General features: G+C 66.9%; 24 protein-coding genes. 3 read left to right on the top strand and 21 right to left on the bottom strand.

Translation table 11 applies throughout. The features are described from left to right. Positions 1-14: 14 nt before the first annotated feature. Positions 15-2,009 (bottom strand): protein meaA, encoded by a 1,995-nt coding sequence (locus ACYVLV_RS09840; RefSeq protein WP_460809523.1) that lies wholly within the window; start codon positions 2,007-2,009, stop codon positions 15-17. Between the two features lie 131 nt (positions 2,010-2,140). Here ACYVLV_RS09840 and ACYVLV_RS09835 point away from each other — a divergent pair, with 131 nt between their 5' ends. Together ACYVLV_RS09835 and ACYVLV_RS09830 are read left to right on the top strand one after the other, a co-directional pair. After that, a complete protein-coding gene (locus ACYVLV_RS09835; protein ID WP_460809521.1) occupies positions 2,141-3,262 on the top strand; it encodes an alpha/beta hydrolase family protein in 1,122 nt (373 codons plus the stop codon). Positions 3,263-3,289: 27 nt separating this feature from the next. Beyond that, complete coding sequence (locus ACYVLV_RS09830; RefSeq protein WP_460809520.1) at positions 3,290-4,948, top strand: ABC-F family ATP-binding cassette domain-containing protein; 1,659 nt, start codon at positions 3,290-3,292, stop codon at positions 4,946-4,948. A 7-nt stretch (positions 4,949-4,955) separates the two neighbouring features. Here ACYVLV_RS09830 and ACYVLV_RS09825 read toward each other — a convergent pair whose 3' ends face one another. After that, the gene (locus ACYVLV_RS09825; RefSeq protein WP_460809519.1) at positions 4,956-5,567 is read right to left on the bottom strand and encodes a hypothetical protein; all 612 of its coding nucleotides are present in this window, start codon (positions 5,565-5,567) and stop codon (positions 4,956-4,958) included. A gap of 19 nt (positions 5,568-5,586) precedes the next feature. Between ACYVLV_RS09825 and ACYVLV_RS09820 the strand changes: the two genes are divergently transcribed. Beyond that, positions 5,587-6,165: a cob(I)yrinic acid a,c-diamide adenosyltransferase gene (locus ACYVLV_RS09820; protein ID WP_460809517.1), complete on the top strand. Its 579-nt coding sequence runs from the start codon at positions 5,587-5,589 to the stop codon at positions 6,163-6,165. A gap of 180 nt (positions 6,166-6,345) precedes the next feature. Here ACYVLV_RS09820 and ACYVLV_RS09815 read toward each other — a convergent pair whose 3' ends face one another. The 19 genes from ACYVLV_RS09815 to rho form a co-directional block, all read right to left on the bottom strand. Then, on the bottom strand, positions 6,346-6,792 hold the full coding sequence (locus tag ACYVLV_RS09815; RefSeq protein ID WP_460809516.1) for a DUF2550 domain-containing protein: 447 nt from the start codon (positions 6,790-6,792) through the stop codon (positions 6,346-6,348). 51 nt (positions 6,793-6,843) lie between these two features. After that, on the bottom strand, positions 6,844-7,239 hold the full coding sequence (locus tag ACYVLV_RS09810) for a F0F1 ATP synthase subunit epsilon (RefSeq protein WP_460809515.1): 396 nt from the start codon (positions 7,237-7,239) through the stop codon (positions 6,844-6,846). Continuing rightward, on the bottom strand, positions 7,239-8,696 hold the full coding sequence (gene atpD, locus ACYVLV_RS09805; protein ID WP_460809513.1) for a F0F1 ATP synthase subunit beta: 1,458 nt from the start codon (positions 8,694-8,696) through the stop codon (positions 7,239-7,241). Before atpD ends, ACYVLV_RS09810 begins: the two co-directional genes overlap by 1 nt. Before the next feature lie 7 nt (positions 8,697-8,703). Next, positions 8,704-9,633: a F0F1 ATP synthase subunit gamma gene (locus ACYVLV_RS09800; RefSeq protein ID WP_460809512.1), complete on the bottom strand. Its 930-nt coding sequence runs from the start codon at positions 9,631-9,633 to the stop codon at positions 8,704-8,706. Between the two features lie 6 nt (positions 9,634-9,639). Beyond that, positions 9,640-11,283 carry a F0F1 ATP synthase subunit alpha gene (gene atpA, locus ACYVLV_RS09795; RefSeq protein ID WP_460809510.1) on the bottom strand — a complete coding sequence of 548 codons (1,644 nt, stop codon included), beginning with the start codon at positions 11,281-11,283 and terminating at the stop codon, positions 9,640-9,642. 86 nt (positions 11,284-11,369) lie between these two features. Then, positions 11,370-12,185, bottom strand: coding sequence for a F0F1 ATP synthase subunit delta (locus tag ACYVLV_RS09790; protein WP_460809509.1), 816 nt, complete (start codon positions 12,183-12,185; stop codon positions 11,370-11,372). Then, positions 12,185-12,754: a F0F1 ATP synthase subunit B gene (locus ACYVLV_RS09785; RefSeq protein WP_460809508.1), complete on the bottom strand. Its 570-nt coding sequence runs from the start codon at positions 12,752-12,754 to the stop codon at positions 12,185-12,187. The genes ACYVLV_RS09790 and ACYVLV_RS09785 overlap by 1 nt, the downstream gene beginning before the upstream one ends. Before the next feature lie 47 nt (positions 12,755-12,801). Beyond that, a complete protein-coding gene (atpE, locus tag ACYVLV_RS09780) occupies positions 12,802-13,038 on the bottom strand; it encodes an ATP synthase F0 subunit C (protein ID WP_460809507.1) in 237 nt (78 codons plus the stop codon). A 93-nt stretch (positions 13,039-13,131) separates the two neighbouring features. Beyond that, positions 13,132-13,944 carry a F0F1 ATP synthase subunit A gene (atpB, locus tag ACYVLV_RS09775; protein ID WP_460809505.1) on the bottom strand — a complete coding sequence of 271 codons (813 nt, stop codon included), beginning with the start codon at positions 13,942-13,944 and terminating at the stop codon, positions 13,132-13,134. Positions 13,945-13,996: 52 nt separating this feature from the next. Then, positions 13,997-14,224: a hypothetical protein gene (locus tag ACYVLV_RS09770; RefSeq protein WP_460809504.1), complete on the bottom strand. Its 228-nt coding sequence runs from the start codon at positions 14,222-14,224 to the stop codon at positions 13,997-13,999. Between the two features lie 87 nt (positions 14,225-14,311). Further along, positions 14,312-14,788, bottom strand: a complete 477-nt coding sequence (locus ACYVLV_RS09765) for a hypothetical protein (protein WP_460809502.1) — start codon at positions 14,786-14,788, stop codon at positions 14,312-14,314. 64 nt (positions 14,789-14,852) lie between these two features. Continuing rightward, complete coding sequence (locus ACYVLV_RS09760) at positions 14,853-16,001, bottom strand: MraY family glycosyltransferase (RefSeq protein WP_460809501.1); 1,149 nt, start codon at positions 15,999-16,001, stop codon at positions 14,853-14,855. Positions 16,002-16,005: 4 nt separating this feature from the next. After that, positions 16,006-16,668 (bottom strand): L-threonylcarbamoyladenylate synthase, encoded by a 663-nt coding sequence (locus tag ACYVLV_RS09755; RefSeq protein WP_460809500.1) that lies wholly within the window; start codon positions 16,666-16,668, stop codon positions 16,006-16,008. A 15-nt stretch (positions 16,669-16,683) separates the two neighbouring features. Then, positions 16,684-17,526, bottom strand: a complete 843-nt coding sequence (prmC, locus tag ACYVLV_RS09750; RefSeq protein WP_460809499.1) for a peptide chain release factor N(5)-glutamine methyltransferase — start codon at positions 17,524-17,526, stop codon at positions 16,684-16,686. Further along, positions 17,523-18,602, bottom strand: coding sequence for a peptide chain release factor 1 (gene prfA / locus ACYVLV_RS09745; protein ID WP_460809497.1), 1,080 nt, complete (start codon positions 18,600-18,602; stop codon positions 17,523-17,525). Before prfA ends, prmC begins: the two co-directional genes overlap by 4 nt. A gap of 134 nt (positions 18,603-18,736) precedes the next feature. Beyond that, entirely contained in the window at positions 18,737-18,976 is a 240-nt protein-coding gene (gene rpmE, locus ACYVLV_RS09740; RefSeq protein WP_460809495.1) for a 50S ribosomal protein L31, read from the bottom strand. 93 nt (positions 18,977-19,069) lie between these two features. Then, positions 19,070-20,665: a sensor histidine kinase gene (locus tag ACYVLV_RS09735; protein ID WP_460809493.1), complete on the bottom strand. Its 1,596-nt coding sequence runs from the start codon at positions 20,663-20,665 to the stop codon at positions 19,070-19,072. A 113-nt stretch (positions 20,666-20,778) separates the two neighbouring features. Then, complete coding sequence (locus tag ACYVLV_RS09730) at positions 20,779-21,150, bottom strand: response regulator transcription factor (protein ID WP_460809492.1); 372 nt, start codon at positions 21,148-21,150, stop codon at positions 20,779-20,781. Between the two features lie 76 nt (positions 21,151-21,226). Next, positions 21,227-23,224 (bottom strand): transcription termination factor Rho, encoded by a 1,998-nt coding sequence (rho, locus tag ACYVLV_RS09725; protein ID WP_460809490.1) that lies wholly within the window; start codon positions 23,222-23,224, stop codon positions 21,227-21,229. Positions 23,225-23,379 lie beyond the last annotated feature (155 nt).

Here is a 23,379-nt window from a genome sequence, read left to right as displayed (position 1 = left end):
GCCCTACGGCACGATCAGAGGGCGTTGGCCCGCCGGATGACCTCGACGATCCCGCCCATGATCTCGGTGAGACCGAAGTCCTTGGGGGTGTAGACGGCTGCGACGCCCTGTTCCATCAGGGCGCGTCCGTCGGAGTCGGGGATGATGCCGCCGACGATGACCGGGACGTCGTCCAGTCCGGCCTCGCGCAACCCCTGCAGCACCGCAGGAACCAGCTCCATGTGCGAGCCGGACAAGATCGACAGGCCGACGCAGTGGACGTCCTCGGCCACAGCGGCGGCCACGATCTGCTCCGGGGTGAGCCGGATGCCCTGGTAGATGACCTCGAATCCGGCGTCCCGCGCACGTACGGCGACCTGTTCGGCACCGTTGGAGTGTCCATCGAGACCAGGCTTGCCCACGAGAAGACGCAGTCGGCCACCGAGTTCCTCACCGGTCGCCTTCACGCGGTCCCGCACCTCGGTCAGCTCGGCGCCGGCCTCGGCCACTCCGACCGCACCGCTCACACCGGTCGGGGCGCGGAACTCACCGAACACCTCACGCAGGGTGCCGGCCCACTCGCCGGTGGTGGCTCCCGCCCGGGCAGCGGCCAGCGTGGCGGCCATCAGGTTGGTGTCGGTCTTGGCGTCGTCGGCCAACTTGGCCAGCGCCTGCTCGACGGCGGTGCTGTCGCGCTGGGCCTTCCACTCCTCCACCGAGGTGAGAGCGGACCGCTCGGCCTCGGGGTCCGCGGTCATGATGGCCCCGTCGAGATCGGCGGTCAGCGGTGAGACCTCGGTGGTCTCGAACTTGTTGACCCCGACGATGATCTCGTCACCGTTCTCGATCCGGCCGCGGCGCGCGGCGTGCGCGGAGACGAGCTCCTGCTTCATGTAGCCCGACTCGACAGCGGCGATCGCGCCACCCAGAGCCTGGACCCGGTCGATCTCGGCCTTGGCGCCGGCGACGAGTTCGGCGACCTTGGCCTCGATCACGACCGAGCCCTCGAAGATGTCTTCGTACTCCAACAGGTCGGACTCGAAGGCCAGCACCTGCTGGAGGCGCAGGGACCACTGCTGGTCCCACGGCCGCGGCAGGCCCAGGGCTTCGTTCCAGGCGGGAAGCTGAACAGCGCGTGCCCGCGCGTTCTTGGACAGGGTCACGCCCAGCATCTCGAGCACGATGCGCTGCACGTTGTTCTCGGGCTGGGCCTCGGTGAGACCGAGGCTGTTGACCTGGACGCCGTAGCGGAAGCGACGCATCTTCGGGTCCTGGACGCCGTACCGATCGCTGGTGATCTCGTCCCACAACTGGACGAAGGCCCGCATCTTGCACGTCTCCTCGACGAAGCGGACCCCGGCGTTGACGAAGAAGGAGATCCGGCCGACGACCTTCTCGAAGTCGTCCTCGGAGACCTGTCCGGAGTTCTTGACCTCGTCGAGCACCGCGATCGCGGTGCACAGTGCGTAGGCGAGCTCCTGCGTGGGTGTCGCGCCCGCTTCCTGCAGGTGGTAGCTGCAGATGTTGATCGGGTTCCACTTGGGGATCTGGTGGACCGTGTAGGAGATCATGTCGCTGATCAGGCGCAGCGAGTGCTCGGGAGGGAAGACGTAGGTCCCCCGCGAGAGGTACTCCTTGATGATGTCGTTCTGCGTCGTGCCCGCGAGCTGCTGGGCGACCTCCTCAGGCGCGAGGTCGGGGTTCTGGTCCTCGGCGGCGACCTGGTACATCGCCAACATCCACATCGCGGTGGCGTTGATGGTCATCGAGGTGTTCATCCCCGTCAGGGGGATGTCGGCGAAGAGCTTGTGCATCTCCCCCATGTGCGGCACGGGTACGCCGACCTTGCCGACCTCACCGCGGGCGAGCGGCGAGTCGGGGTCGTAGCCCGTCTGCGTCGGGAGGTCGAAGGCGACCGAGAGTCCGGTCTGCCCCTTCGACAGGTTGTTCCGGTAGAGCGCGTTGGACGCCTCAGCGGTCGAGTGGCCGGCGTACGTGCGCATCACCCAGGGGCGATCTTTCTCCGTCATGGGAAGAGGGTAGGCCGTCAACCGGGCTCAGGTGGGGCAATGGAATGTGGTCTTCCCAACAGCCAACCACTGGCTACCGTGGGTTCTCAGCTGTTCCGACCGTCGGAGGATCCGTGCTCAGACCCTCGTTCTTGTCCACCTCACACTTGCTGGGTGTCCTGGCGCTGAGCACAGCCCTCACGTTGTCGGCGTGTACGTCGGGGGGCGGGACCGGGTCCGAGACGACGCCGACGGTCTCCCCCACGGTTGAGGAACCGGTCGCACCCACGGCCACCGAGCCGGCCCAGGAATCGGTCCCAGAAGTGGCCGCAGAACCGACCGAAGCCATTCCTACGCCGGCCCCCGCAACGGTGCCTCCCGTTTCCGTGCCGGGGCTGGCCGAGCAGATCCACCGCGGTGACCGGCTGACTCTCGGTGCGGTCCGGGAGCGCGTAGGCGGTTTCACCTCCTACGACGTCACCTACCGCTCGCGCAGCACCACGGACCGAGGCGAGGAGTCCTATCGCATCTCGGGGGTGCTCAACGTGCCCGACGGTCCGGGACCGTTCCCGGCGGTCGTGCTGGCCCACGGCTACATCGATCCGGCGATCTACGTGCGCGGTCAAGGAATGACCCGCGAACGCGCTTACCTCGCATCTCGCGGCTACATCGCGTTGCACGTCGACTACCGCAACCACGCCGAGTCCGATGACGACCCAGAGGCCATGACCCGACTGCGACAGGGCTACAGCGCCGACGTGATCAACGCGGTCAAGGCCCTGCGCAACGCCAGCCGCGCGGACAGGATCCCCCTCGACCGAGACCGGGTCGCCCTCTTCGGTCGATCCATGGGGGGCGGGGTGGTGCTGAAGGCGCTGGTCGCAGCACCCGGTCTGGTCCAGGCCGCCGCCCCGTGGGCCTCGGTCTCGTCGCTCGAGGCGGAGAACTACCGCCAGTTCATCGCGCCCGACCCGGAGGACGCTGCGCTGCGTGAGGAGATCCCGAGCCCTGCGGAACAGCCGGGCTTCTGGCGGCGGAACTCATCAAGGCCCTACTTCGACCGAATCACCGAACCGGTGCTGATGGTGCACGGTCGCTTCGACGACACCTGCCCACCCGAATGGGCCGAGGCCACCCAACAGGCCCTGGTCCGGGCGGGCGTCGACTCGCGACTCGAACGGTATGACGACGGCCACGCCTTCGGACCGGCGTTCTTCCAAGCGATGGACCGCACCATCGAGTTCTTCGACAACCAACTCGGTGAGGCGGGCTAACCCAGCCGGGGGCCCTACGATGCTGGGGTGAGTGCCACCCTGGTCGCCAAGGGCCTGTCCGGTGGACACGGCCATCGGACGCTGTTCGAAGGACTCGACCTGACGGTCGCTCCCGGGGATGTGGTCGGGGTCGTCGGTGCCAACGGCGCCGGGAAGACAACCCTGCTGAGCCTGCTCGCGGGTGCGTCGGTACCTCTGGGCGGTTCGGTGTCCACGGCGCCCAGCGATGCGTTCATCGGCTGGTTGCCGCAGGAGCACGAGCGCATCGACGGCGAGACCGTCGCGGCGCATCTGGCTCGGCGTACCGGCGCCTCGGCAGCCACCGCGGCGATGGAGGCCACGGCGGCCGACCTCGGGTCGGACGTGCCCGGCTCGGACGAGGCCTACGCAGTCGCCCTGGATCACTGGCTCGCCAGTGGCGCCCCGGATCTCGAGGACCGGGTCCCCGGCGTGCTGTCCGACCTCGGCCTGCCGGCGGCCAGCGGCGTCGGCCCGGACGCACTGATGACCTCATTGTCCGGCGGACAGGCCGCACGGATCGGTCTCGCTGCCCTGGTGTTGAGCCGCTTCGACGTCGTCCTGCTCGACGAGCCGACCAACGATCTCGATCTGGAGGGTCTGGCCCGGCTGGAGGCCTGGGTTCAGGGGCTGCGCTCCGGCATCGTCCTGGTCTCCCACGACCGCGAGTTCCTCGCTCGCTGCGTCACCCGGGTCGTGGAACTCGACCTCGCTCAGCATCAGGTCGCGGTCTATGCCGGCGGGTACGACGCCTTCCTGGAGGAGCGTGCGGTGGCCCGCCGCCACGCCCGGGAGTCCTACGACCAGTACGCCGATCGGAAGGCCGATCTGGTGGGCCGGGCCCGCACCCAGCGGGAGTGGAGTTCCCAGGGTGTCCGGAACGCCATGAAGAAGAGTCCCGACAACGACAAGATCCGTCGCCGGGCGCAGGCCGAGTCATCAGAGAAGCAGGCCCAGAAGGTCCGCCAGATGGAGTCACGGATCGCCCGCCTCGATGAGGTCGAGGAGCCACGCAAGGAGTGGCAGCTGCAGTTCCGAGTGGCCCCTGCTCCGCGTTCCAGCACCGTCGTCGCCGCGCTGGACGCCGCCGTCGTACGCCGCGGCGACTTCACGCTCGGCCCCGTGTCGGTGCAGATCAACGCCGGCGACCGGATCGGGGTGATCGGCCCCAACGGTGCGGGCAAGACCACCCTGCTGCAACTACTGATGGGGCAGATCCCGCCCCAGAAGGGTCGGGCCTCGCTCGGCGCGTCCTTGGCCATCGGCGAGATCGATCAGGCGCGCAGCGTGCTCGACGAGAGCGTCACCCTCGGTGTCGCCTTCGAGACCGCCGTGCCGGCGATGAGTCCGGCCGACGTACGCACCCTGCTGGCGAAGTTCGGATTGAAGGCCGATCAGGTCGGCTCGGTCGTCGGCGCTCTGTCGCCCGGTGAACGCACCCGGGCGGCGCTGGCCCTGCTCCAGGCGCGCGGAGTCAACGTGCTGGTGCTCGACGAACCCACGAACCACTTGGACCTCCCCGCCATCGAGCAACTCGAGGAAGCGTTGGACGCCTACGAGGGAGCACTGCTGCTCGTGTCCCACGACCGTCGTCTCCTCGATCACGTCCGGCTCGACGAGCGGTGGCTGGTCGAGCGCGGACAGGTGAGCACCCTCAGCACCCGCTGAGGGGACCTCAGTCCGACCGCTGAAGTTTCCTTGCCCATTCGACCTCGTGGTCGGGCGGGTTGAGGAGGACCAGCGCCGCAGTCGTCAGGGCGAGCAGGGTCATGGCCAGGACGCCCAGCGGACTGAAGATGTGATCGGTCCGCACCAACCACGCCGCCGGGACCAGGACGAGGGCGGGAAGCCCCCGCACCCGGTGGCGCAGCACCTGATCGACAGCGATGGCCAGGCAACACACCATGAGTCCCCACTCACCGATGTCACCGATCGGGCGACCGATATCGAAGATCGAACGGACCTCGTCGGGTCGCGGCGCTCCGGGCCCCAGTTGTCGGGTGACGTAGCCAGCGGTGATCCCGTTGATCACGTCCAGCGCGGTGTAGAAGGTCGCGTAGACGTAGGCGGAGAGGCGAACGATCCAGGCCACCGGGTCCCCGCGGCCACGAACCAGCACGGCCAGGGCCACACCGACGAGCGGGAAGACCAGTAGCCCCGGGATGTGGAGGGCGTACCAGCGCAGGGAGGTGTCGTAGTTCAACCGATCCGGATGGAACAGCCCTGCGCCGGCCAAGGCGAGTCCGGGGAGCGCTACGAGGATGGCCAGTGTCAGTCGTGTGCGCATGCTGGCTAGTCTCCCTTGCATGGTCAACCTCACTCGGATCTACACCCGCACCGGCGACGCCGGCGAAACCCGCCTCGGTGACATGAGTGTCACTTCCAAGAACGACGCGCGACTGCACGCCTACGCCGACGTCGACGAGGCCAACGCCACCATCGGGCTGGCGCTGTCGACCGCGGACCTCGACGAGGACGTCGTCGCGGTCCTCACCCACATCCAGAACGACCTGTTCGACGTGGGCGCCGACTTCTGCACGCCCGTCGTCCCCGACCCGGAGTACCCCCCGCTGCGCATCGAGCAGGAGTACGTCGACCGCCTCGAGGCCTGGTGCGACCACTACAACGAGTCGTTGCCGAACCTGCGGTCCTTCATCCTCAACGGCGGCACCACGGGGGGTGCCCACCTGCACGTCTCGCGCACCGTCGTACGCCGCGCAGAGCGTTCGGCCTGGGCGGCCTACGAGGAGCACGCCGAGACGATGAACAAGCTGGCCATCACCTACCTGAACCGGCTCTCGGACCTGTTGTTCATCCTGGCGCGGTATGCGAACCGGGAGGCGGGCGACGTCCTCTGGGTGCCCGGCGGTGAGCGCTCGAAGTGAGGGACGAACGGAGAGCGCGAGTCCGCCCACAAACACTGCGGTGAGCGCTCGAAGTGAGGGACGAACGGAGAGCGCGAGTCCGCCTACAAACACTGCGGTGAGCGCTCGAAGTGAGGGACGAACGGAGAGCGCGAGTCCGCCCACAAACACTGCGGTGAGCGCTCGAAGTGAGGAACGGGGTCAGCGGCCCTTGGTCCAGTCGGTGCCGGGGGGTTTCGCCTCGAGCCAGGACTGGAAGCCGGTGAGGGAGCCCGGACTCATGGCGAGTTCGATCTCTCCGGTCACGCTCTGACAGTGGATGACCACGTGGTCGGGGTAGAGCGAGGTCTGCTCGGTCCCCCGGGCCTCACGGTGTCCGTCGTAGCTCAATTCGGTGCGTGCCCAGATGGCCCGGGGCTTCGGGAAGAGCGAGAACAGTCGGAACCATTCGAGCTTCTCCCCTGAGTACCGGCCCAGGCCGAGTCCCCACCCGTGTCCTGGACGGGAGTCACTGATGCGGTAGCTCAGTTCGAAGGTGCCGCCGTGTCGGGCCAGCACCCGGCGCCGCATCCAGAGCGCCGCTCCGTAAATGGCCAGAAGGAGCAGCACGACGCCGGCAGCGTCAACTACCCACTGCCACCATGGCATGTGCTGCTCCTCCCGTCCGCATAGTTCCAGCGCTCACGGTGGGGGCGTCGGTCAGGACGCCCTGAGCTTCTCCGCAGCGCGGATGCGAGTCTCGGCGCGGCGGATCGCCGCACCTGCCTCGTCGTCGCTGAGGTGCCGAGCCGATTCCAGGTCCGTCTGGGCCTGGTTGACGTCGATCTCCTCGGCCAGGATCGACCGCTCGGAGAGGATCGAGACCCGGTCGTTGGCCACAGAGAGGAACCCGCCCTCGACGGTGGCGAAGACCAGCTGTCCGTTGCCCTCAGAGATCTCGATGACGGCGTCGGTGAGCAGCGACAACAACGGAGCGTGTCCCTTCAGGACACCCACGTCGCCGTCCACCGTCCGGGCGATCACCATCGTGGCCTCACCGGACCATACGGTCCGGTCGGCCGCGACGAGTTCTACCTGCAGAGCCCCGTCGCTCATCAGGACCTCTTCTGGATCTCGGCCCACTTCGCCTCGACGTCGTCGAGACCGCCGCACATGAAGAAGGCCTGCTCGGCCACGTGGTCGTAGTCGCCATCGGCGATCTTGTTGAACGCCTCGATGGTGTCCTTGACCGGCACGGTGGAACCCTCCAGGCCAGTGAACTGCTTGGCCACGTAGGTGTTCTGCGACAGGAACCGCTGGATCCGGCGGGCGCGGGACACGATGACCTTGTCCTCTTCGGACAGTTCATCGACACCGAGGATGGCGATGATGTCCTGGAGCTCCTTGTTGCGCTGGAGGATCCGCTTGATCCGGATCGCGCAGTCGTAGTGCTCCTGCCCGATGTACTGGGCGTCGAGGATCCGTGACGTCGAGGTCAACGGGTCGACCGCGGGGTAGATACCCTGCGAGGCGATGTCTCGCGACAGCTCGGTGGTGGCGTCGAGGTGGGCGAACGTCGTGGCCGGGGCCGGGTCGGTGTAGTCGTCGGCGGGGACGTAGATCGCCTGCAACGAGGTGATCGAGTTACCGCGCGTCGAGGTGATCCGCTCCTGGAGCTGACCCATCTCGTCGGCCAGGTTGGGCTGGTAGCCCACCGCGGAGGGCATCCGGCCGAGCAGCGTGGAGACCTCGGAGCCGGCCTGGGTGAACCGGAAGATGTTGTCGATGAAGAGCAACACGTCCTGGTTCTGCACGTCGCGGAAGTACTCCGCCATCGTCAGCGCGGACAGCGCCACGCGAAGACGCGTCCCCGGCGGCTCGTCCATCTGACCGAAGACGAGAGCCGTCTGACCGATGACGCCTGCGTCGGTCATTTCCTCGATGAGGTCGTTGCCCTCACGGGTGCGCTCACCGACACCGGCGAACACCGACACACCACCGTGGTCCTTGGCGACACGGGCGATCATCTCTTGGATCAGCACGGTCTTGCCGACGCCGGCCCCACCGAAGAGGCCGATCTTTCCACCGTTGACGTACGGCGTCAGCAGGTCGATGACCTTGATCCCGGTCTCGAACATGGTCGTCTTCGACTCGAGCTGGTCGAAGGCCGGAGCCTTACGGTGGATGCCCCACCGCTCCTTGACCTCGTACTCCTCGCCCTCGACGAGGTTGAGGACGTCACCGGTCGCGTTGAACACGTGCCCCTTGGTGATGTCACCCACGGGGACCGTGATCGGACCGCCGGTGTTGACCACCGTCGAGCCACGGACCAGTCCGTCGGTGGCCTGCATCGAGATGGCGCGCACCATGCCGTCACCGATGTGCAGGGCAACCTCGAGGATCAGCGTCTGCTTCACCCCGTCGATCTCGAGATCGACCTCGAGCTTGTTGTAGATGTCGGGCATGTCGTCAACGGGGAACTCCGCGTCCACGACCGGCCCGGTCACCCGGGCTACACGGCCGGTGCTATGCGCGGCGGAGTCCTGCTGGGTCTCTTCAACAGTGGCAGTCATGTCTCTCTCACTCACTCCCCGATTGGGAATCGGCCAGCGCGTTCACGCCACCGACAATTTCGCTGATTTCCTGGGTAATACCGGCCTGGCGCGCCTGATTGGCGATCCGCTTGTACTTCTTGATCAGTTCATCCGCGTTGTCCGTGGCGGACTTCATCGCCTTCTGGCGTGAAGCCAGTTCGGAGGCCGCGGCCTGAAGCAGCGCGAAGAACACCCGGCTCTGGACGTACTGCGGGAGCAGTCCGTCGAGCACCGATTCCGCGGATGGCTCGAACTCGTAGAGCGGGAGGACCTCTCCCTGCTCGGGAGACTCCTCACCCTCGACGACCTCGAGGGGAAGCAGACGGATGGCCGTCGGCTCCTGAAGCAACATCGAGCGGAACCGCGTGTAGACCACGTGGACCTCATCGACGCTCTGCGCGTTCAACGACCCATCGACCATCTGCTCGGCGAGGAAGGAGTCGATCAACGCACGACCGACCTCCGCCGCTACGTCGTAGGTCGGCTGATCCGAGGAACCCGTCCATGACTGGACGATCGGTCGGTTGCGGAACTTGAAGTACGCCGCGCCCTTACGACCGGTGATGAAGTAGTCGATCTGCTTGCCCTCGCCGCGCAACCGCTCGGAGAGGCGCTCGGCCTCCTTGAGCACGCTCGAGGAGTACGCCCCGGCCAACCCACGGTCGCTGGTCACGATCAGAACCGCAGCCCGCTTGGGCTCGTCCTGCTCACGGGTCAGCGGGTGATCGACGTTGGAGAACGTCGCCACGGCCGAAACCGCGCGGGTCAGCTCACGGGCGTACGGCGCTGCCGCCTGGGCCCGCTGCTGCGCCTTGATGATGCGGGACGCAGCAATGAGCTCCATGGCGCGCGTGATCTTCTTCATCGACTCCGTCGACTTGATCCGCGAACGGTACTCACGCAGCGATACAGCCATGTCTGATCAGCCCCGCTTCTGCTTAACGATCTGCTCCTGGTCGAGGTCCTCGTCGCCCATGGCCTCAGCCGCGGCTTCGTGCCCGACCTTGATCGAGCCACCCTCGCTGGTCTCGAACTGGTCGAGGAAGGAGTCGTAGGCGCTGGTGACGGCCTGCTCGGTGCTGTCCTCGAACTTCAAGGACTCACGGATACCCGAGAGGACGCCCTCGTGGGAGCGACGCAGGTAGTCGAGGAACTCGTTCTCGAACCGCAGCACGTCGTCGGTGGGGACCTCATCGAGACGACCACTGGTGCCGAGCCACAGCGAGACCGTCATCTCCTCGACCGGGTACGGCGAGTAGGCGGGCTGCTTGAGGAGCGCCATCAGGCGCTGACCGCGGGCGAGCTGCTGGCGCGAGGCGGCGTCGAGGTCGGATGCGAACATCGCGAACGCCTCCATGGCCCGGAACTGGGCCAGGTCGACCTTGAGCGAACCGGTGACGGCCTTCATGGCCTTGGTCATGGCGGCACCACCCACGCGGGAGACCGAGACACCGACGTCGATAGCCGGACGCTGGTTGGCCGCGAAGAGGTCGGACTGCAGGAAGATCTGACCGTCGGTGATCGAGATGACGTTGGTCGGGATGAACGCCGAGACGTCGTTGGCCTTGGTCTCGATGATCGGAAGACCGGTCATCGATCCCTTGCCGAGCTCGTCGGAGAGCTTGGCGCACCGCTCGAGCAGACGGGAGTGCAGGTAGAAGACGTCACCGGGGTAGGCCTCGCGGCCCGGCGGGCGACGCAGCAGCAGCGACACGGCGCGGTAGGCCTCGGCCTGCTTGGTCAGGTCATCGAACACGATCAGGACGTGCTTGCCTTCATACATCCAGTGCTGACCGATGGCCGAGCCGGTGTAGGGGGCGAGGTACTTGAAGCCAGCCGAGTCCGAGGCGGGCGAGGCGACGATGGTGGTGTACTCCAGCGCCCCGGCCTCTTCGAGGGCTCCACGCACCGCAGCGATGGTCGAACCCTTCTGACCGATGGCCACGTAGATGCAGCGGACCTGCTTCTCCGGGTCACCGGAGTCCCAGTACTGCTTCTGGTTGATGATCGTGTCGATGGCCACCGTGGTCTTGCCGGTGGCGCGGTCGCCGATGATCAGCTGGCGCTGTCCGCGACCGATGGGGGTCAACGAGTCGATGGCCTTGATGCCGGTGGCGAGGGGCTCGTGGACCGACTTGCGGTCCATCACCGACGGCGCCTGGAGTTCCAGGGCACGGCGACCGGTGGTCTCCATCTCGCCCAGTCCGTCGATCGGGACGCCGAGCGGGTCGACGACGCGACCCAGGTAGCCGTCACCGACGGGAACCGAGAGCACCTGACCTGTGCGGCGCACGGTCTGGCCCTCTTCGATCTTGTCGAAGTCACCGAGGACGACGGCACCGATCTCGCGGGTGTCGAGGTTCAGCGCCAGTCCCCTGGTGCCGTCCTCGAACTCGAGCAGTTCGTTCGCCATGGCCGAGGGAAGACCTGAGATCCGCGCGATGCCGTCACCAGCCTGAGCAACGGTGCCGACCTCCTCGCGGCTGGCGGCCTCCGGCTTGTAGTCGGCGACGTACTTGGCGAGCGCGTCGCGGATCTCCTCCGGACGGATGGAGAGTTCCGTCATCGTGGTGCCTTCTCTCTTGTGTCTAGCGCGTATCTGAGGGTCTGTGGGTGGTACGGGGTGGTCTCGCGACCGCTGAAGCGTGGTGCTTAGCCGGCAATCTTGCGGCTGGCGTCATCGAGTCGTGCTGCAACGGTCCCGTCGATGACGTCATCACCGATCTCGACGCGAACGCCACCGATGACGTCCGGGTCGACCAAGACGTTGAGGTGCACGTCTCGACCGTACTGGCGAGCCAGGGCCTTGCCGAGACGGTCGTGCTCGGCGTCGCTCATCGGACGGGCGACCCGCACGGTGGCAACACCTTGGTCACGCACCTCGGCGGCGACCTTCTGGTACTCCGAGAGCGCCGCGTTGACGGTGCGGAAGGAACTGGACAGCGACTGCTTGGCCAGGGCCATCGTGGCCGGCAACGCTTTGCCCGCCAGCAATTGGTCGACCAGGGCCGCCTTGTCATCCAGGGACCGCGCGGGGTCGGATAGCGCCTCGCGCAGTTCGGGGTTGTCCTTGACGACCTGCCCGAAGCCGAACAGTTCGTCGGCGAGTCGGTCTGCGTCATGGGGAACCGACCGGACCGTGGCAACCACGCTGAGGTGTTCCAGCGCGTCAGCCAGGTCACGAGCTGCGGTCCACCGGCGGCTTACCGCGGAGGTGAGCAACTTCGCGCCGGACTCGCTGAGCTTGTCGGCGAAGACCTGGGACACGAGGCCCGCCTTGGCCGCGGTCGGGACCGAGGCGTCGGTGACGAAGCGGCGGAAGCCACCCTCGGAGCGCAGCGCACCGGCCACCGAGATCAGTTCCGCGGCAATCGTTTCGGCCTGACCCGACGAGGCGGCGACAGTCGCCTCCACCTCGGTGGTCAGGACGGCAACGCCATCAGCGGAGGCGCCTCGGAAGGAAACCATCAGTTCACTCCGCTACCGGGGGTACCAGCCTCGAGGTCGGCCAGGAAGCGCTCGACGACTCGGCCCTGTCGGGCCTCGTCCTCCAGGCTCTCACCGACGATGCGACCGGCCAAACCAGTGGCCAAAGCACCGACCTCGGCGCGCAGGGAGGTCACAGCCTGCTGACGCTCCGCTTCGATCTGCGCCTTACCGCTCTCCACGATGCGAGAGGACTCGGACTGAGCCTGTTCGCGCATCTCGGAGACGATGGCAGCACCCTGCTCGCGCGCCTCCTCACGGATACGCGAAGCCTCGTGCCGAGCGTCGGCGAGTTGGCTTTCCAACTCGGCGAGCTTGGCGTCGGCTTCGGCCTGCTTGGTCTCCGCAGCGGCCAGACCACCCTCGATCGCGGTGGTCCGTTCTTCGAAGGTGGCCTCGAACGCCGGAACGACGAACTTCTTCACCAGGAAGAACAGGATCCCGAAGACAACCAGGGAAAGCCCGATCTCGACGAGGTGGGGCAGGAGCGGGTTGAGCTCCTCGCCTTCCCCGGCAGCCCGGACTACGGCGGGCACGATCACGTTCTGCATGGACAGATCCTTCTACTCGACTGGACTTTGTCAGTGATCAGAAGAGGTCAACTGAGGACGAAGGCCAGGGCGATACCGATGATGGCAAGGGCCTCGGCCAGGGCGAAGCCGAGGATCGCGATCGACTGGAGGCGCGACTGCGCCTCGGGCTGACGCGCAACTCCGTTGATGTAGGCGGCGAAGATGAGGCCGATACCGATACCGGGGCCGATGGCCGCCAGTCCGTAGCCGATCATGTTCATCGAGCCGTTGAGCGTGCCTTCGAGGGCCAGGGGCAGGAACATCAGATTTCCCTTTCGGTTTTCTTTGCATCTGTGGTGAAACTTGTGGATGGAACGTCGGACGGGTTTGGGGCAAACAGCGCCCCGGGTCGTGTCTTAGTGCTCGTCGGCGAGAGCGCCTTGGATGTACATGGCGTTCAGCAGGACGAACACGTAGGCCTGGAGGAACTGGATCAGGATCTCCAGGAAGGCCACGGCGATGAACAGCACCCAGGCGAGGAGGCCGACGCCGATGTAGGCGCCGCCCATCTCGACGATGAGGTACTCACCGCCCAGGGCGAAGAGGATCAGCAACAGGTGGCCGGCGAACATGTTGGCGAACAGACGCAGGGCCAGCGTGACCGGCCGCACGAGGATGTTCGACATGAACTCCAGCGGCACCAGCAGCAGCAGGATCGGGCCCTTGATGCCGGCGGGTACGGACTGCAGCTTCAGGTAGCCCAAGAAACCGTGCTTCTTGATGCCCACGGCGTTGTAGATCACCCAACTGAGCACCGCCAGTCCGTACACCATGCCGGAGCGGGAGAACGTGGGGAACTGGATGAACGGGATGGACGCCATCAGGTTGTTCAACAAGATGAACGTGAACAGCGTGAAGAGATAGGGGACGAACTTCGCGTAGTCGGCGCTGCCGATGATGTCGCGACCCATGGAGTTGCGGACGAAGCCGTAGGCCTCCTCCCCCACGAACTGCAATCTGCCGGGCACCATCGCGCGACGGCGGGCGGCGATGTAGAAGAAGGCGAACACCAGGACCGCAGCCAGCACGATCTGCAGCATCGGCTTGGTGACGCCGAGCACGAACGACTGGCCGAAGAGCTCGAAGGAGCCGCCGCCACCGATCGCCGGCAGGTCGAAGTCGCTCGGCCCCGGCGGGGTGAAACCTTCTGCCCGGATGGTCCCGATCACCGTGTCTCCTGTGTTTCGACGTGATGTGTCGTTGTGGTCGTTGTTCTGGGGGTCATTTGTCTGGTCCTCGCGTGCCTTCGTGCGGGGGCTGCTCCTGAGAGCGCGCATCCCCTTCGGCGTCCGACTTCAGTCCGAACCGAGCAAACGTCTGATAAAGCGCCAAACCTGTTCCGAGCAGAATCCCGACCGCCACCAGAAACGAAGTTCCGATCCAGCGGTCGAGCACCCACCCGATGAATCCGTAGATCACCACACCCGAGACGACATAGCCGAACGCCATCCACGGATCTCCCCGCGGCGTATCGGTGCGTCCCCAAGGGGATATCTCCGGAGCCATTGCGTCCCGGACAATAGCAGCCTCGGGCGGTCATTGCTTACCCCCGTCCGAGTTCTCGAGGCCCTGGTCGGGCATCGTCGGCTCGGGCAGGTCGAAGGCGGGCACGCGGCGGGTGATGTGAAGACCCACCTGACCGGCCATCCACGCCATGGCCCCGATGATCACCGCTCCCCCGAGCCACCCTCGGGCCAGGGTCGACTCGAGCAACTCGGTCGATTCCAATGCGCTGAGCACGAGCCAGATCACGACGAGTTGCAAAATGTAGGTCATCATCGCCACGACCAGCGACATCGTCGGCAGGACTCCGGCGACCAGATTGACCGCGGCCGCCCCCAGTCCGAAGACCGTGATCGCCAACAACGTCCCCACGATGGCGCCGTAGGCGGCGGGAGACCCGTCGACCAGACCGCCCACGAGAGCCAGAACCGCGCCGAGTACGGCGGTGGCCGCCCCCGCGCCGACCAGCACGGCCACACCGCTGTCGCGGGAGACTGTCGCGGTCGTCATTACAGCGGCCGTCCTCGGGTCGGGAGGTGAATTCTGAGAGTCTTCTGAGTGCTCGTGAAAACTATCACAAAGTCTGGGCGGGGGCGGAATCGGGCGTTCCGGGCCGATGCACCACCGGCAGGAGGAAGGTGAGCAGCAGGACCACCACGGCCATACCCCCGAGTCCGAGATAGACCCGGGGCCCTTCGTACAGGCTGGCCAGCACGGTCGCGAAGGAGATCAGGGCGGCCCACAGCCACATGATGATCACCGCGCGCCGGTGCGAGTGCCCGATCTCCAGCAACCGGTGGTGGAGGTGCTGCTTGTCCGGGGCCATCGGCGACCTGCCCGCTGCGGTACGGCGTACCACCGCGAGAAGCAGGTCCACCAGCGGCACGATCAGGATCAGGACCGGTAGGGCCACCGGCAGGAGGGTCGGCAACAGGCTGGCCTGGGCGCCGCCGGCTCCCTGGGTCAGTTGCGAGCCACTGAACTGGGTGGTCAGGGTCAGAGCCGTCGCGGAGAGCACGAGCCCGATCAGCATCGAGCCGCTGTCCCCCATGAACAGGCGGGCCGGGTGGAAGTTGTGCGCCAGAAAGCCGGTGCACGCCCCGGCCAGGGCCACCGACAGCAGTGCGCCGGTGGTGGCCAGGTCGACGCGGTTGAGGTTCGCCAGCTGATAGCTGTAGACGAAGAAGGCCATGGCGCCGATGCCGACGACCCCTGCCGCCAAACCGTCGAGCCCGTCGACGAAGTTGACCGCGTTGACCGTGGCGACCACCACGATCAGGGTCAAAAGCGCCCCCTGTGCGGGCTCCAGCGAGATCTGGCGTCCGTCCGGGAGGGGGAGGAATCGGAACTGTAGGCCGGAGTAGACCAGTAGCCCCACCGCCAACACCTGCCCGCCCAGCTTGGTCAGCGCGTCGATGTCGAAGATGTCGTCGAACACCCCCACGACACACACCATCGCGCCCGCGAGCAGCACCGCTCCGGCGTCCTCGAAGACGAACGGCTGGCTGGTGGACAGGAACGGCAACTGTTGGGCCACCACGTAGGCCGCCGCGAGGCCACCCAGCATGGCGATCCCCCCCAGGTAGGGGATGGGCTCTGCGTGCACATCGCGGTCGCGGACCACGGCAACTGCCCCGGTGCGCAGCGCGATCTCGCGCGCGACGACCGTCAGCAGATAGGTGATCGCGGACGCGACGAGAAAAACCAGGAGGTACTCCCGCATCGAGTCAGTCTTCGTCCGTCAGCGTTGCACCCAGGGGTTCGAGAACCGCGTTGAGTTGGTCGATGCTCAGGACCCCTCGACGAAGGATCCGACCCTGATCCGCGGTGGCATCGACGATGGTCGAGGTGCCCGTCCCAGGTGAGGGTCCGTCGTCGATGATCACGTCGACGACCTCACCCAGCATGTCATCGGCCTCCTGCGCGGTGGTGGCGGCCGGATCACCCGAGATGTTCGCCGAGCTGACCGCCAAGGGGCCGGTGCGCTCGAGGAGGGACAGCGCCAGTGCGTGGTCCGGCATGCGTACCGCCACCGTGCCCCGGGTGTCACCCAGGTCCCACTGCAGCGACATCTGCTGGTGCAGCACCAGGGTCAGTGGCCCCGGCCAGAACTCCTCCATCAGGGCGCGGGCGTACGCGGGAATCCGTACGGCGATCGCCTCCACCGTCGAGGCGGATCCGATCAGAACCGGGGGCGGCATCGCTCGTCCACGGTCCTTGGCCTCCAGGAGTCCAGCCACTGCCTCGGCGTCGAAGGCGTCGGCGCCGATCCCGTAGACCGTGTCGGTGGGCAGCACGACCAGGTCACCACGCTGGATGGCGAGACTGGCCGCCTCCAGGGCGGCTTCGCGTTCATCCTCGGTGGTCGTCGTGTACAGCTCTGCGGTCATGGGGCAATCACCTGCTCATCGTGCCAGTCGCGCGGTCAGAAAGCGTGGACGTCCCGCCAGATCGAGATGATCGCGCACCTCGGTCCAGTGGCCACTGCCCGCGAAGACCGCCGGAGCGGAGATCCCCTGGGCGTCCGCGTGCTCCACGCCGATGACACCACCGGGTTTCAGTAGGCGGGTCGCACGCACGGCCAGGACACGGATCGCGTCCAGTCCGTCGTTGCCGGAGAAGAGGGCGAGATGCGGATCGTGGTCCCTCGCCTCGGGGGCCACCGACTCCCAGGCCTCCAGCGGGACGTACGGCGGATTGCAGGTGATCACGTCCACGTGTCCCTCCAGGTCCGGGCAGGCGTCGGCCAGGTCGCCCTGGCGAAGGTCGATCCCGGTTCCGGCCAGGTTTCGTTCCGCCCAGCTCATGGCCTCCGGATCGAGCTCGACCGCGACGACCCGCGCATCGGGCACCTCCCCCGCGATGGAGGCCGCGATCACCCCGGAGCCGGTGCACAGGTCGAGGACGATCGGAGCCTCGAGTGCGGCGGCGTGTTCGATCGCCCATCCTGCGAGCAGTTCTGTCTCGGGGCGTGGCACGAAGACACCCGGGCCCACCGCCACCTCGAGGTAGCGGAAGGCGGAGGAACCGGTCAGGTGTTGGAGTGGCACCCGGGCCGCTCGACGCTCCACGAGCGAGTCGTAGACCGTACGGTCGGCGTCGTCGATCTCGGCGACCAGAGCCAACTCACCCCGACTGCGCCCCACCACGTGGGCCAACAGTTCCGCTGCGTCATGGTCCGGACTGGGAACCCCTGCCTGCGACAACCGGGCGATGGCCTGCGTGAGCACCGCACGGCGGTCGATCACGGACTCTCCTCGAGCGCCTCGAGTCGTTCGGCGAGGTCGGCATCGACACACGAACCGATAACGGGTGCGAGATCGCCGTTCAGGACCACGCTGAGGTTGTAGGCCTTGTACCCGGTGCGGTGGTCGGAGATCCGGTTCTCCGGATAGTTGTAGGTGCGGATCCGTTCGGAGCGGTCGACGGTCCGGACCTGGCTGCGGCGGGCGGCGCTGGCCTCGGCGTCGGCTCGCTCCTGGGCCGCGGCGAGGATACGGGCGCGCAGGATGCGCATCGCCTGCTCCTTGTTCTGCAGCTGGCTCTTCTCGTTCTGACAACTCGCGACGATCCCGGTGGGCACGTGGGTGATCCGCACCGCCGAGTCGGTGGTGTTGACGCTCTGCCCTCCCGGACCACTGCTGCGGTAGACGTCGATCCGTAGGTCGTTGTCATCGATGCTGACGTCGAGCTGCTCGGCCTCGGGCACGACCAGGACCCCGGCGGCGCTGGTGTGGACGCGACCCTGGGACTCGGTGACCGGCACACGCTGCACCCGGTGGACCCCGCCCTCGAACTTCAGCAGGGCGTACGGCGCCTGCCCCGGCTCGGAGGCACCCCGGGACTTCACCGCCACCGTCACAGACTTGTAGCCGCCCAGGTCGGACTCGGTCGAGTCCAGGAGCTCGAGTTTCCAGCCACGGGTCTCGGCGTACCGGGAGTACATCCGCATCAGATCCCCGGCGAACAGCGCCGACTCCTCACCGCCCTCCCCCGACTTGATCTCGAGGATGGCGTCGCGGTCGTCCGAGGCATCACGGGGCACCAGGAGCCGACGCAGTCGCTCCTGGGCTTCCTCCCGGGCCGCGGTCAGCACGACCGCTTCCTCGGCGAAGGAAGGGTCCTCGGACGCCAGTTCGCGAGCGGCCCCGATGTCGTCGGCGTACTGCTTCCACTCCCGCCAGGTGGCGATGATGGAGCTCAGCTGGGCATAGCGCTGGTTGAGTTCCTTGGCGAGCCGCAGGTCCGCGTGCGTCTCGGGAGCCGCCAAGCGACCCTCGATCTCGCGGTGCTCGTCCACCAAACCTTCGACGGCCTCGAACATCACGTGATCCTCTCGTAGCCGGTCGGCGGATAAGCAGTTCAACGACGAACCGGCGAGTCAGACGGCCGGCCCCTAGACGAAAATGCGACGACGCCGGCCCCGCACATGTGCGGGGACCGGCGTCGTGAAGACAGCTACTTGTCGTCGGCGCTCTCGGTCGACGTGGCCGCCTTCTTGGCGTAGCGGGCCTCGAACCGGGCCACGCGGCCACCGGTGTCGAGAATCTTCTGCTTGCCGGTGTAGAACGGGTGGCACTGCGAGCAGACATCGGCGTGCATGGAGCCCGAGGCCGAGGTGCTGCGCGTGGTGAACGCCGCACCACAGGTGCAGGTCACCTTGGTGGGCGTGTAGTTCGGGTGGATGTCCTTCTTCATGGTGTCCTCTCTTCGGTCCCCGGGTCGCCCCGCAGAGTGCGGACGGGCGTGAACCGGAGACAACGGTCCAGCATAGACAACGGTGGACCAGGGTCAGCAATTCCCGGTGCCGGAACCATCCGGTTCCATGGCCCGGTCCTCGTTCGCCGACGGCCCCAGGGCGAACTGCTCGCCGTGGAGACGCAACCGGATGACGACGGTGGTTCCACTGCCCTCAGCGGACTCGATGCTCACTTCGCCGGCGTGCTTGTCGACGATGGTCTGGACGATCCGCAACCCCAGTCCGGTGCCGGCGATCTCGTTGGTCACCGCGTTCGACGCCCGGAAGAACCTGCTGCCCAGCCGCTCGATCTCGGCCTTCGGGATGCCGATCCCCTGATCACTCACCGAGATCTCGACCTGTTGGACCAACCGACTGATCTTGACCTGGACCACGCCGTTGTCGTGACTGAACTTGACCGCGTTGGACAGCACGTTGACGAACGCACGCAGGAGCATCGCTCGTTCCGAGAGCACCAGCATCGGTTCCGACGGTGCGCTGATCTCCACCTTGATTCCCCGCCTGGCTGCCGTGATCTGCACGTCGGTCACCGCGTCACGGACCATGGGCACCACGTCGGACGCCTCGAGGGTCGTGGACCGGTTCTCGGCCTTCGACAGCGCCAGCAGGTCGTCGATGAGTGCCTTGAGCCGGGTCACGTTGCGCCGCGAGGCGTCGAGCATCCTCTCGTGACGGGGCTGGAGTCGATCCTCGAACTCCTCGGCGATCAGTTCGAGGTAGCCGCTGATCGTGGTGAGCGGGGTGCGCAACTCGTGGGAGATGTTCGAGACGAAGTCGTCCTTGGCGCTGTCCAGGACCCGCAGTTCGTCCTGGATCCGACCCTCCACCGCACTCGCCCGGGCTCTGCCGTCGGCGAACTCGTTCAGCGCCGTGGCCACCGAACGGACCTCCTTCGATCCCCGGGGTACGGCGCGGGCGTCGACGTCGTTGCGCCCCATCTTCAGCACCGCCACCTCGAGGTCCTTCAAGGGCTCGGACAGTTCCGCGAGCAGCGTGCGTCGAGCCCGCACCATGACGAACCACGCCAGGGCCGCTAGCAGGATCACCGCGATCAGGGTTCCGCGGAATCGGAACGTGGCATCGCGCGAGGAGTCCTGCAGACGGACGTCCATCAGGGCCTCGGTCTCGGAGTGCACCTCCGCGAAGTCGCCGAAGAGCCTCGCCCCGCGCTCGAACCGTGCCGGATCGAAGTTCGCGATCCCCCCGGGGTCGGCAATCCTGAGGTCGCCGTGTTGAGAGATCCAGTTCTCGGCCGTCTCCTGCTGCCGCACCACCAGTAGCCGCAACTCGGCCCCCTGCTGGGCGAAGGCACGGATCGTTTGCTGGTCCGCCGTGAACTGGGCCAGCGCCTCCCGATAGTCCTCCCGCGTCGACGGGTCGCCGGTCAGGGTCCAGGCGCTGACCGCTGCCCGCATCTGCGTCATGGTGGTGAGCACACCGTCGTTGGCTGCGATAGCGGGATCGAGCTCATCGGTGAGGTACGTCGTGGCTCGGGTCGCGCCCACCACGGCCACGATGCTGATCAGGGCCATCGCACCCACCAAGGCACCGACACGCACGACGATCGGGGCCACCAACCGGGTGACCGGCTGCCCGGTCCCGGTCCTGCCCACGGGCTCGCTACCCACCACTGCTATCCGCCCCCTTGACCGACACCTGGGATGTCGGCATTGCAGGAGCCTACTGCCCGACGAACTCGAAGCGGGATGGTCCTACCCGCCCCGCGTGCCCCGGTCTGGCGTCAACGACGTCCGAGCAGAAGCGCTTCGACCCGGGAGGCCAGTTCGCGGGGACTGAACGGCTTGGTGATGTAGTCGTCCGCCCCGGAATCGAAGCCGGTCTCCACATCCGACTCCTGGGCCCGCGCGGTCAACAAGATGACCGGAATGGAGTGCAGGTCGCTGTCCGCTCGGATGATGCGGATCGCGTCGAGTCCCGAGACCCCGGGCATCATCACGTCGAGCACGGCCAGGTCGGGGCGCTCCTGACGGCAGGCCTCGACCGCTGCCCCTCCGTCCGCGACGGCCACCACGTCGTGCCCGAGCGAGGTGAGTTTGAACTCGACGAGTTCGCGAATATCGATATCGTCGTCTGCGACCACGATGCGTGCCACGTCGTGCCTCTCTGTAATGTCCATGAACTCGGGGGGCTGGGTCAGCCTACAGAGACTGACACCTCAGCGGGGGGAACTACCCCGACTTCTGCATCTTCATCAGGAACTCGATGTTGGTCTGGCTCTCTCCTACCCGGTTCAGCAGGAACTCCACCCCATCGGCCTTGTCTAGTCCGGCGAGGGTGGATCGCAGCTTGGCGACGATGCCGGCCTCCTGCTCGCCCAGAAGCAGGTCCTCGCGACGGGTGGCCGACCGGGCCGCGTCGATCGCGGGGAAGAGCCCACGTTGGGCCAGTTGGGCGTTCAGGCGCAACTCGGAGTTGGCGGTGCCGGAGAACTCCTCGAGGAAGACCTCGTCCACGCTCGATCCGCTGTCCACGGTCGCCGTCGCGACGATCGTCAGCGAGCCGCCGTTCTCGACGTTGCGGGCGGCGCCGAAGAACCGTTTGGGCGGATGGAGAGCGGCGGTGTCCACCCCGCTCGGGAGGAGGCGGCCGGTGGACGAGCCCGCATAGTTGTAGGCCTTGCCCAATCGGGTCAGCCCGTCCAGGAGTACGACGACGTCGTGACCCAACTCAACGAGGCGCTTGGCTCGCTCGATGGCCAGTTCGGCGGCCGTGGTGTGGTCCGAGGGCGGACGATCGAAGGTCGAGGAGATGACCTCGCCCTTGACCGATCGTTTGAAGTCCGTGACCTCTTCGGGACGCTCGTCGACCAGTACGACCATCAGGTGGCACTCGGGGTTGTTGGCCGTGATCGACGCCGCGATGGTCTGCAGGATGCGGGTCTTGCCCGACTTGGCGGGAGCGAGGATGAGTGCCCGCTGACCCTTGCCCAGGGGCGCCACCAGATCGATGATGCGGCCGGTCGTCTCGTGGGGCCCGGTCTCGAGTCGCAACCGCTCCGTGGGATTGATCGGGACGAGGTCGATGAAGTCGGAGCGCACCTTGGCGGTCTCGGCCTCGGAGCCGTTCACGCTGTCGATACGAACCATGGGGTTGAACTTCTCCTTCCGCTCCCCCTCCCGGGGGTGGCGGACCTGGCCCATGATCGCGTCGCCGCGTCGCAACCCGAACTTGCGCACCATCGAGAGCGATACGTACACGTCATCGGTGCCCGGCAGGTACCCGCTGGTCCTGACGAAGGCGTAGCTGTCAAGAACGTCGAGGATCCCGGCGGCGGGCACGAGGACGTCGTCCTCGAGAATCGTGGTGTCGGGCTCACGTTGGCCACCACCGCTGGTGTTGCCGCCGGAGTTCGGGTTGCCTCCCCCTGCGTTGGGGCTGTTGCCGGCGCTCTGGTTCGCACCCCCGGGGTTCTGGTTGCCTGCGGGACGGTTGTTGCGGTCGCGTCCGCGTCGGCGGCGGTTGCGGCCGGGACGGTTCTCGTCGTCGTCTGCCTGCTGCCCGCCCTGTTGACCGCTGGGTTGTCCGCCCTGCTGACCACCCTGTTGGCCGCTGGGCTGCTGGGTTCCGGACTGACCCGACTGCTTGTCGGTTTTGTCGCCCGACTTGTCCGCCTTGCTGTCGCCCGACTTGCCGGACCTGTCTTGCTGCTTGTCAGCGCCCTTGTCGTCCGAGTCAGCCTTGCCGCCGGACCGATCCTGTTGCCGGTCCTGCTGCCGGTCTGGCTGCTTGTCCTGCTGCCGGTCTGGCTGCTTGTCCTGCTGCTGGGGCTGGCCGTCGGGCTTGTTGTCGGACTTGTTGTCGGGCTTGTTGTCGGGCTGCTCCGTCCGGGGGGTGGAGTTCTCCTCGGATGCGTTCTCACGCTTCTCGGGTGCGCTCGTCGGGGCCGCAGCCGGCTCAGCGCTCGTGGTGGGAGCCGCAGCGGCCGCTCGGGGCTGGGTCGACTTGCGGGTGCGGGTCGTCACCACCGGCGCCGCAGCCACAGCCGGCGCGGCCTGCTTCGGCGCTCCCCCGCTCTGGGCGCCCTTGATGGCGTCGACGAGTTGAGCCTTCTTCATCGAGCCGGCTCCGGCGATTCCCATCCCCCCAGCCATCTGCTTGAGGTCGGCGAGCAGCATGCCGCTCAGGCCACCGGCCCGCTTCTTGGGAGAGTCCGCAGAGTCGCTCACGCGTGGATCCTTCGCACGTAGTCCATCGCCGATGAGACATGTCCGAGTGGATGTCGATCGACGGCTGTCAGGGTTCTGGCTCGTCCCCTGCGCTAGAACAGCGATCGGGGAGCGCCACGCCGTAGGCGCGGGAGCAATGTAGCACCGGGAGGTTC

This window comes from Nocardioides salsibiostraticola, assembly GCF_054783655.1.
Note: the sequence above shows the minus strand (reverse complement) of the source record. Positions and strands in the feature narration are given on the sequence as shown.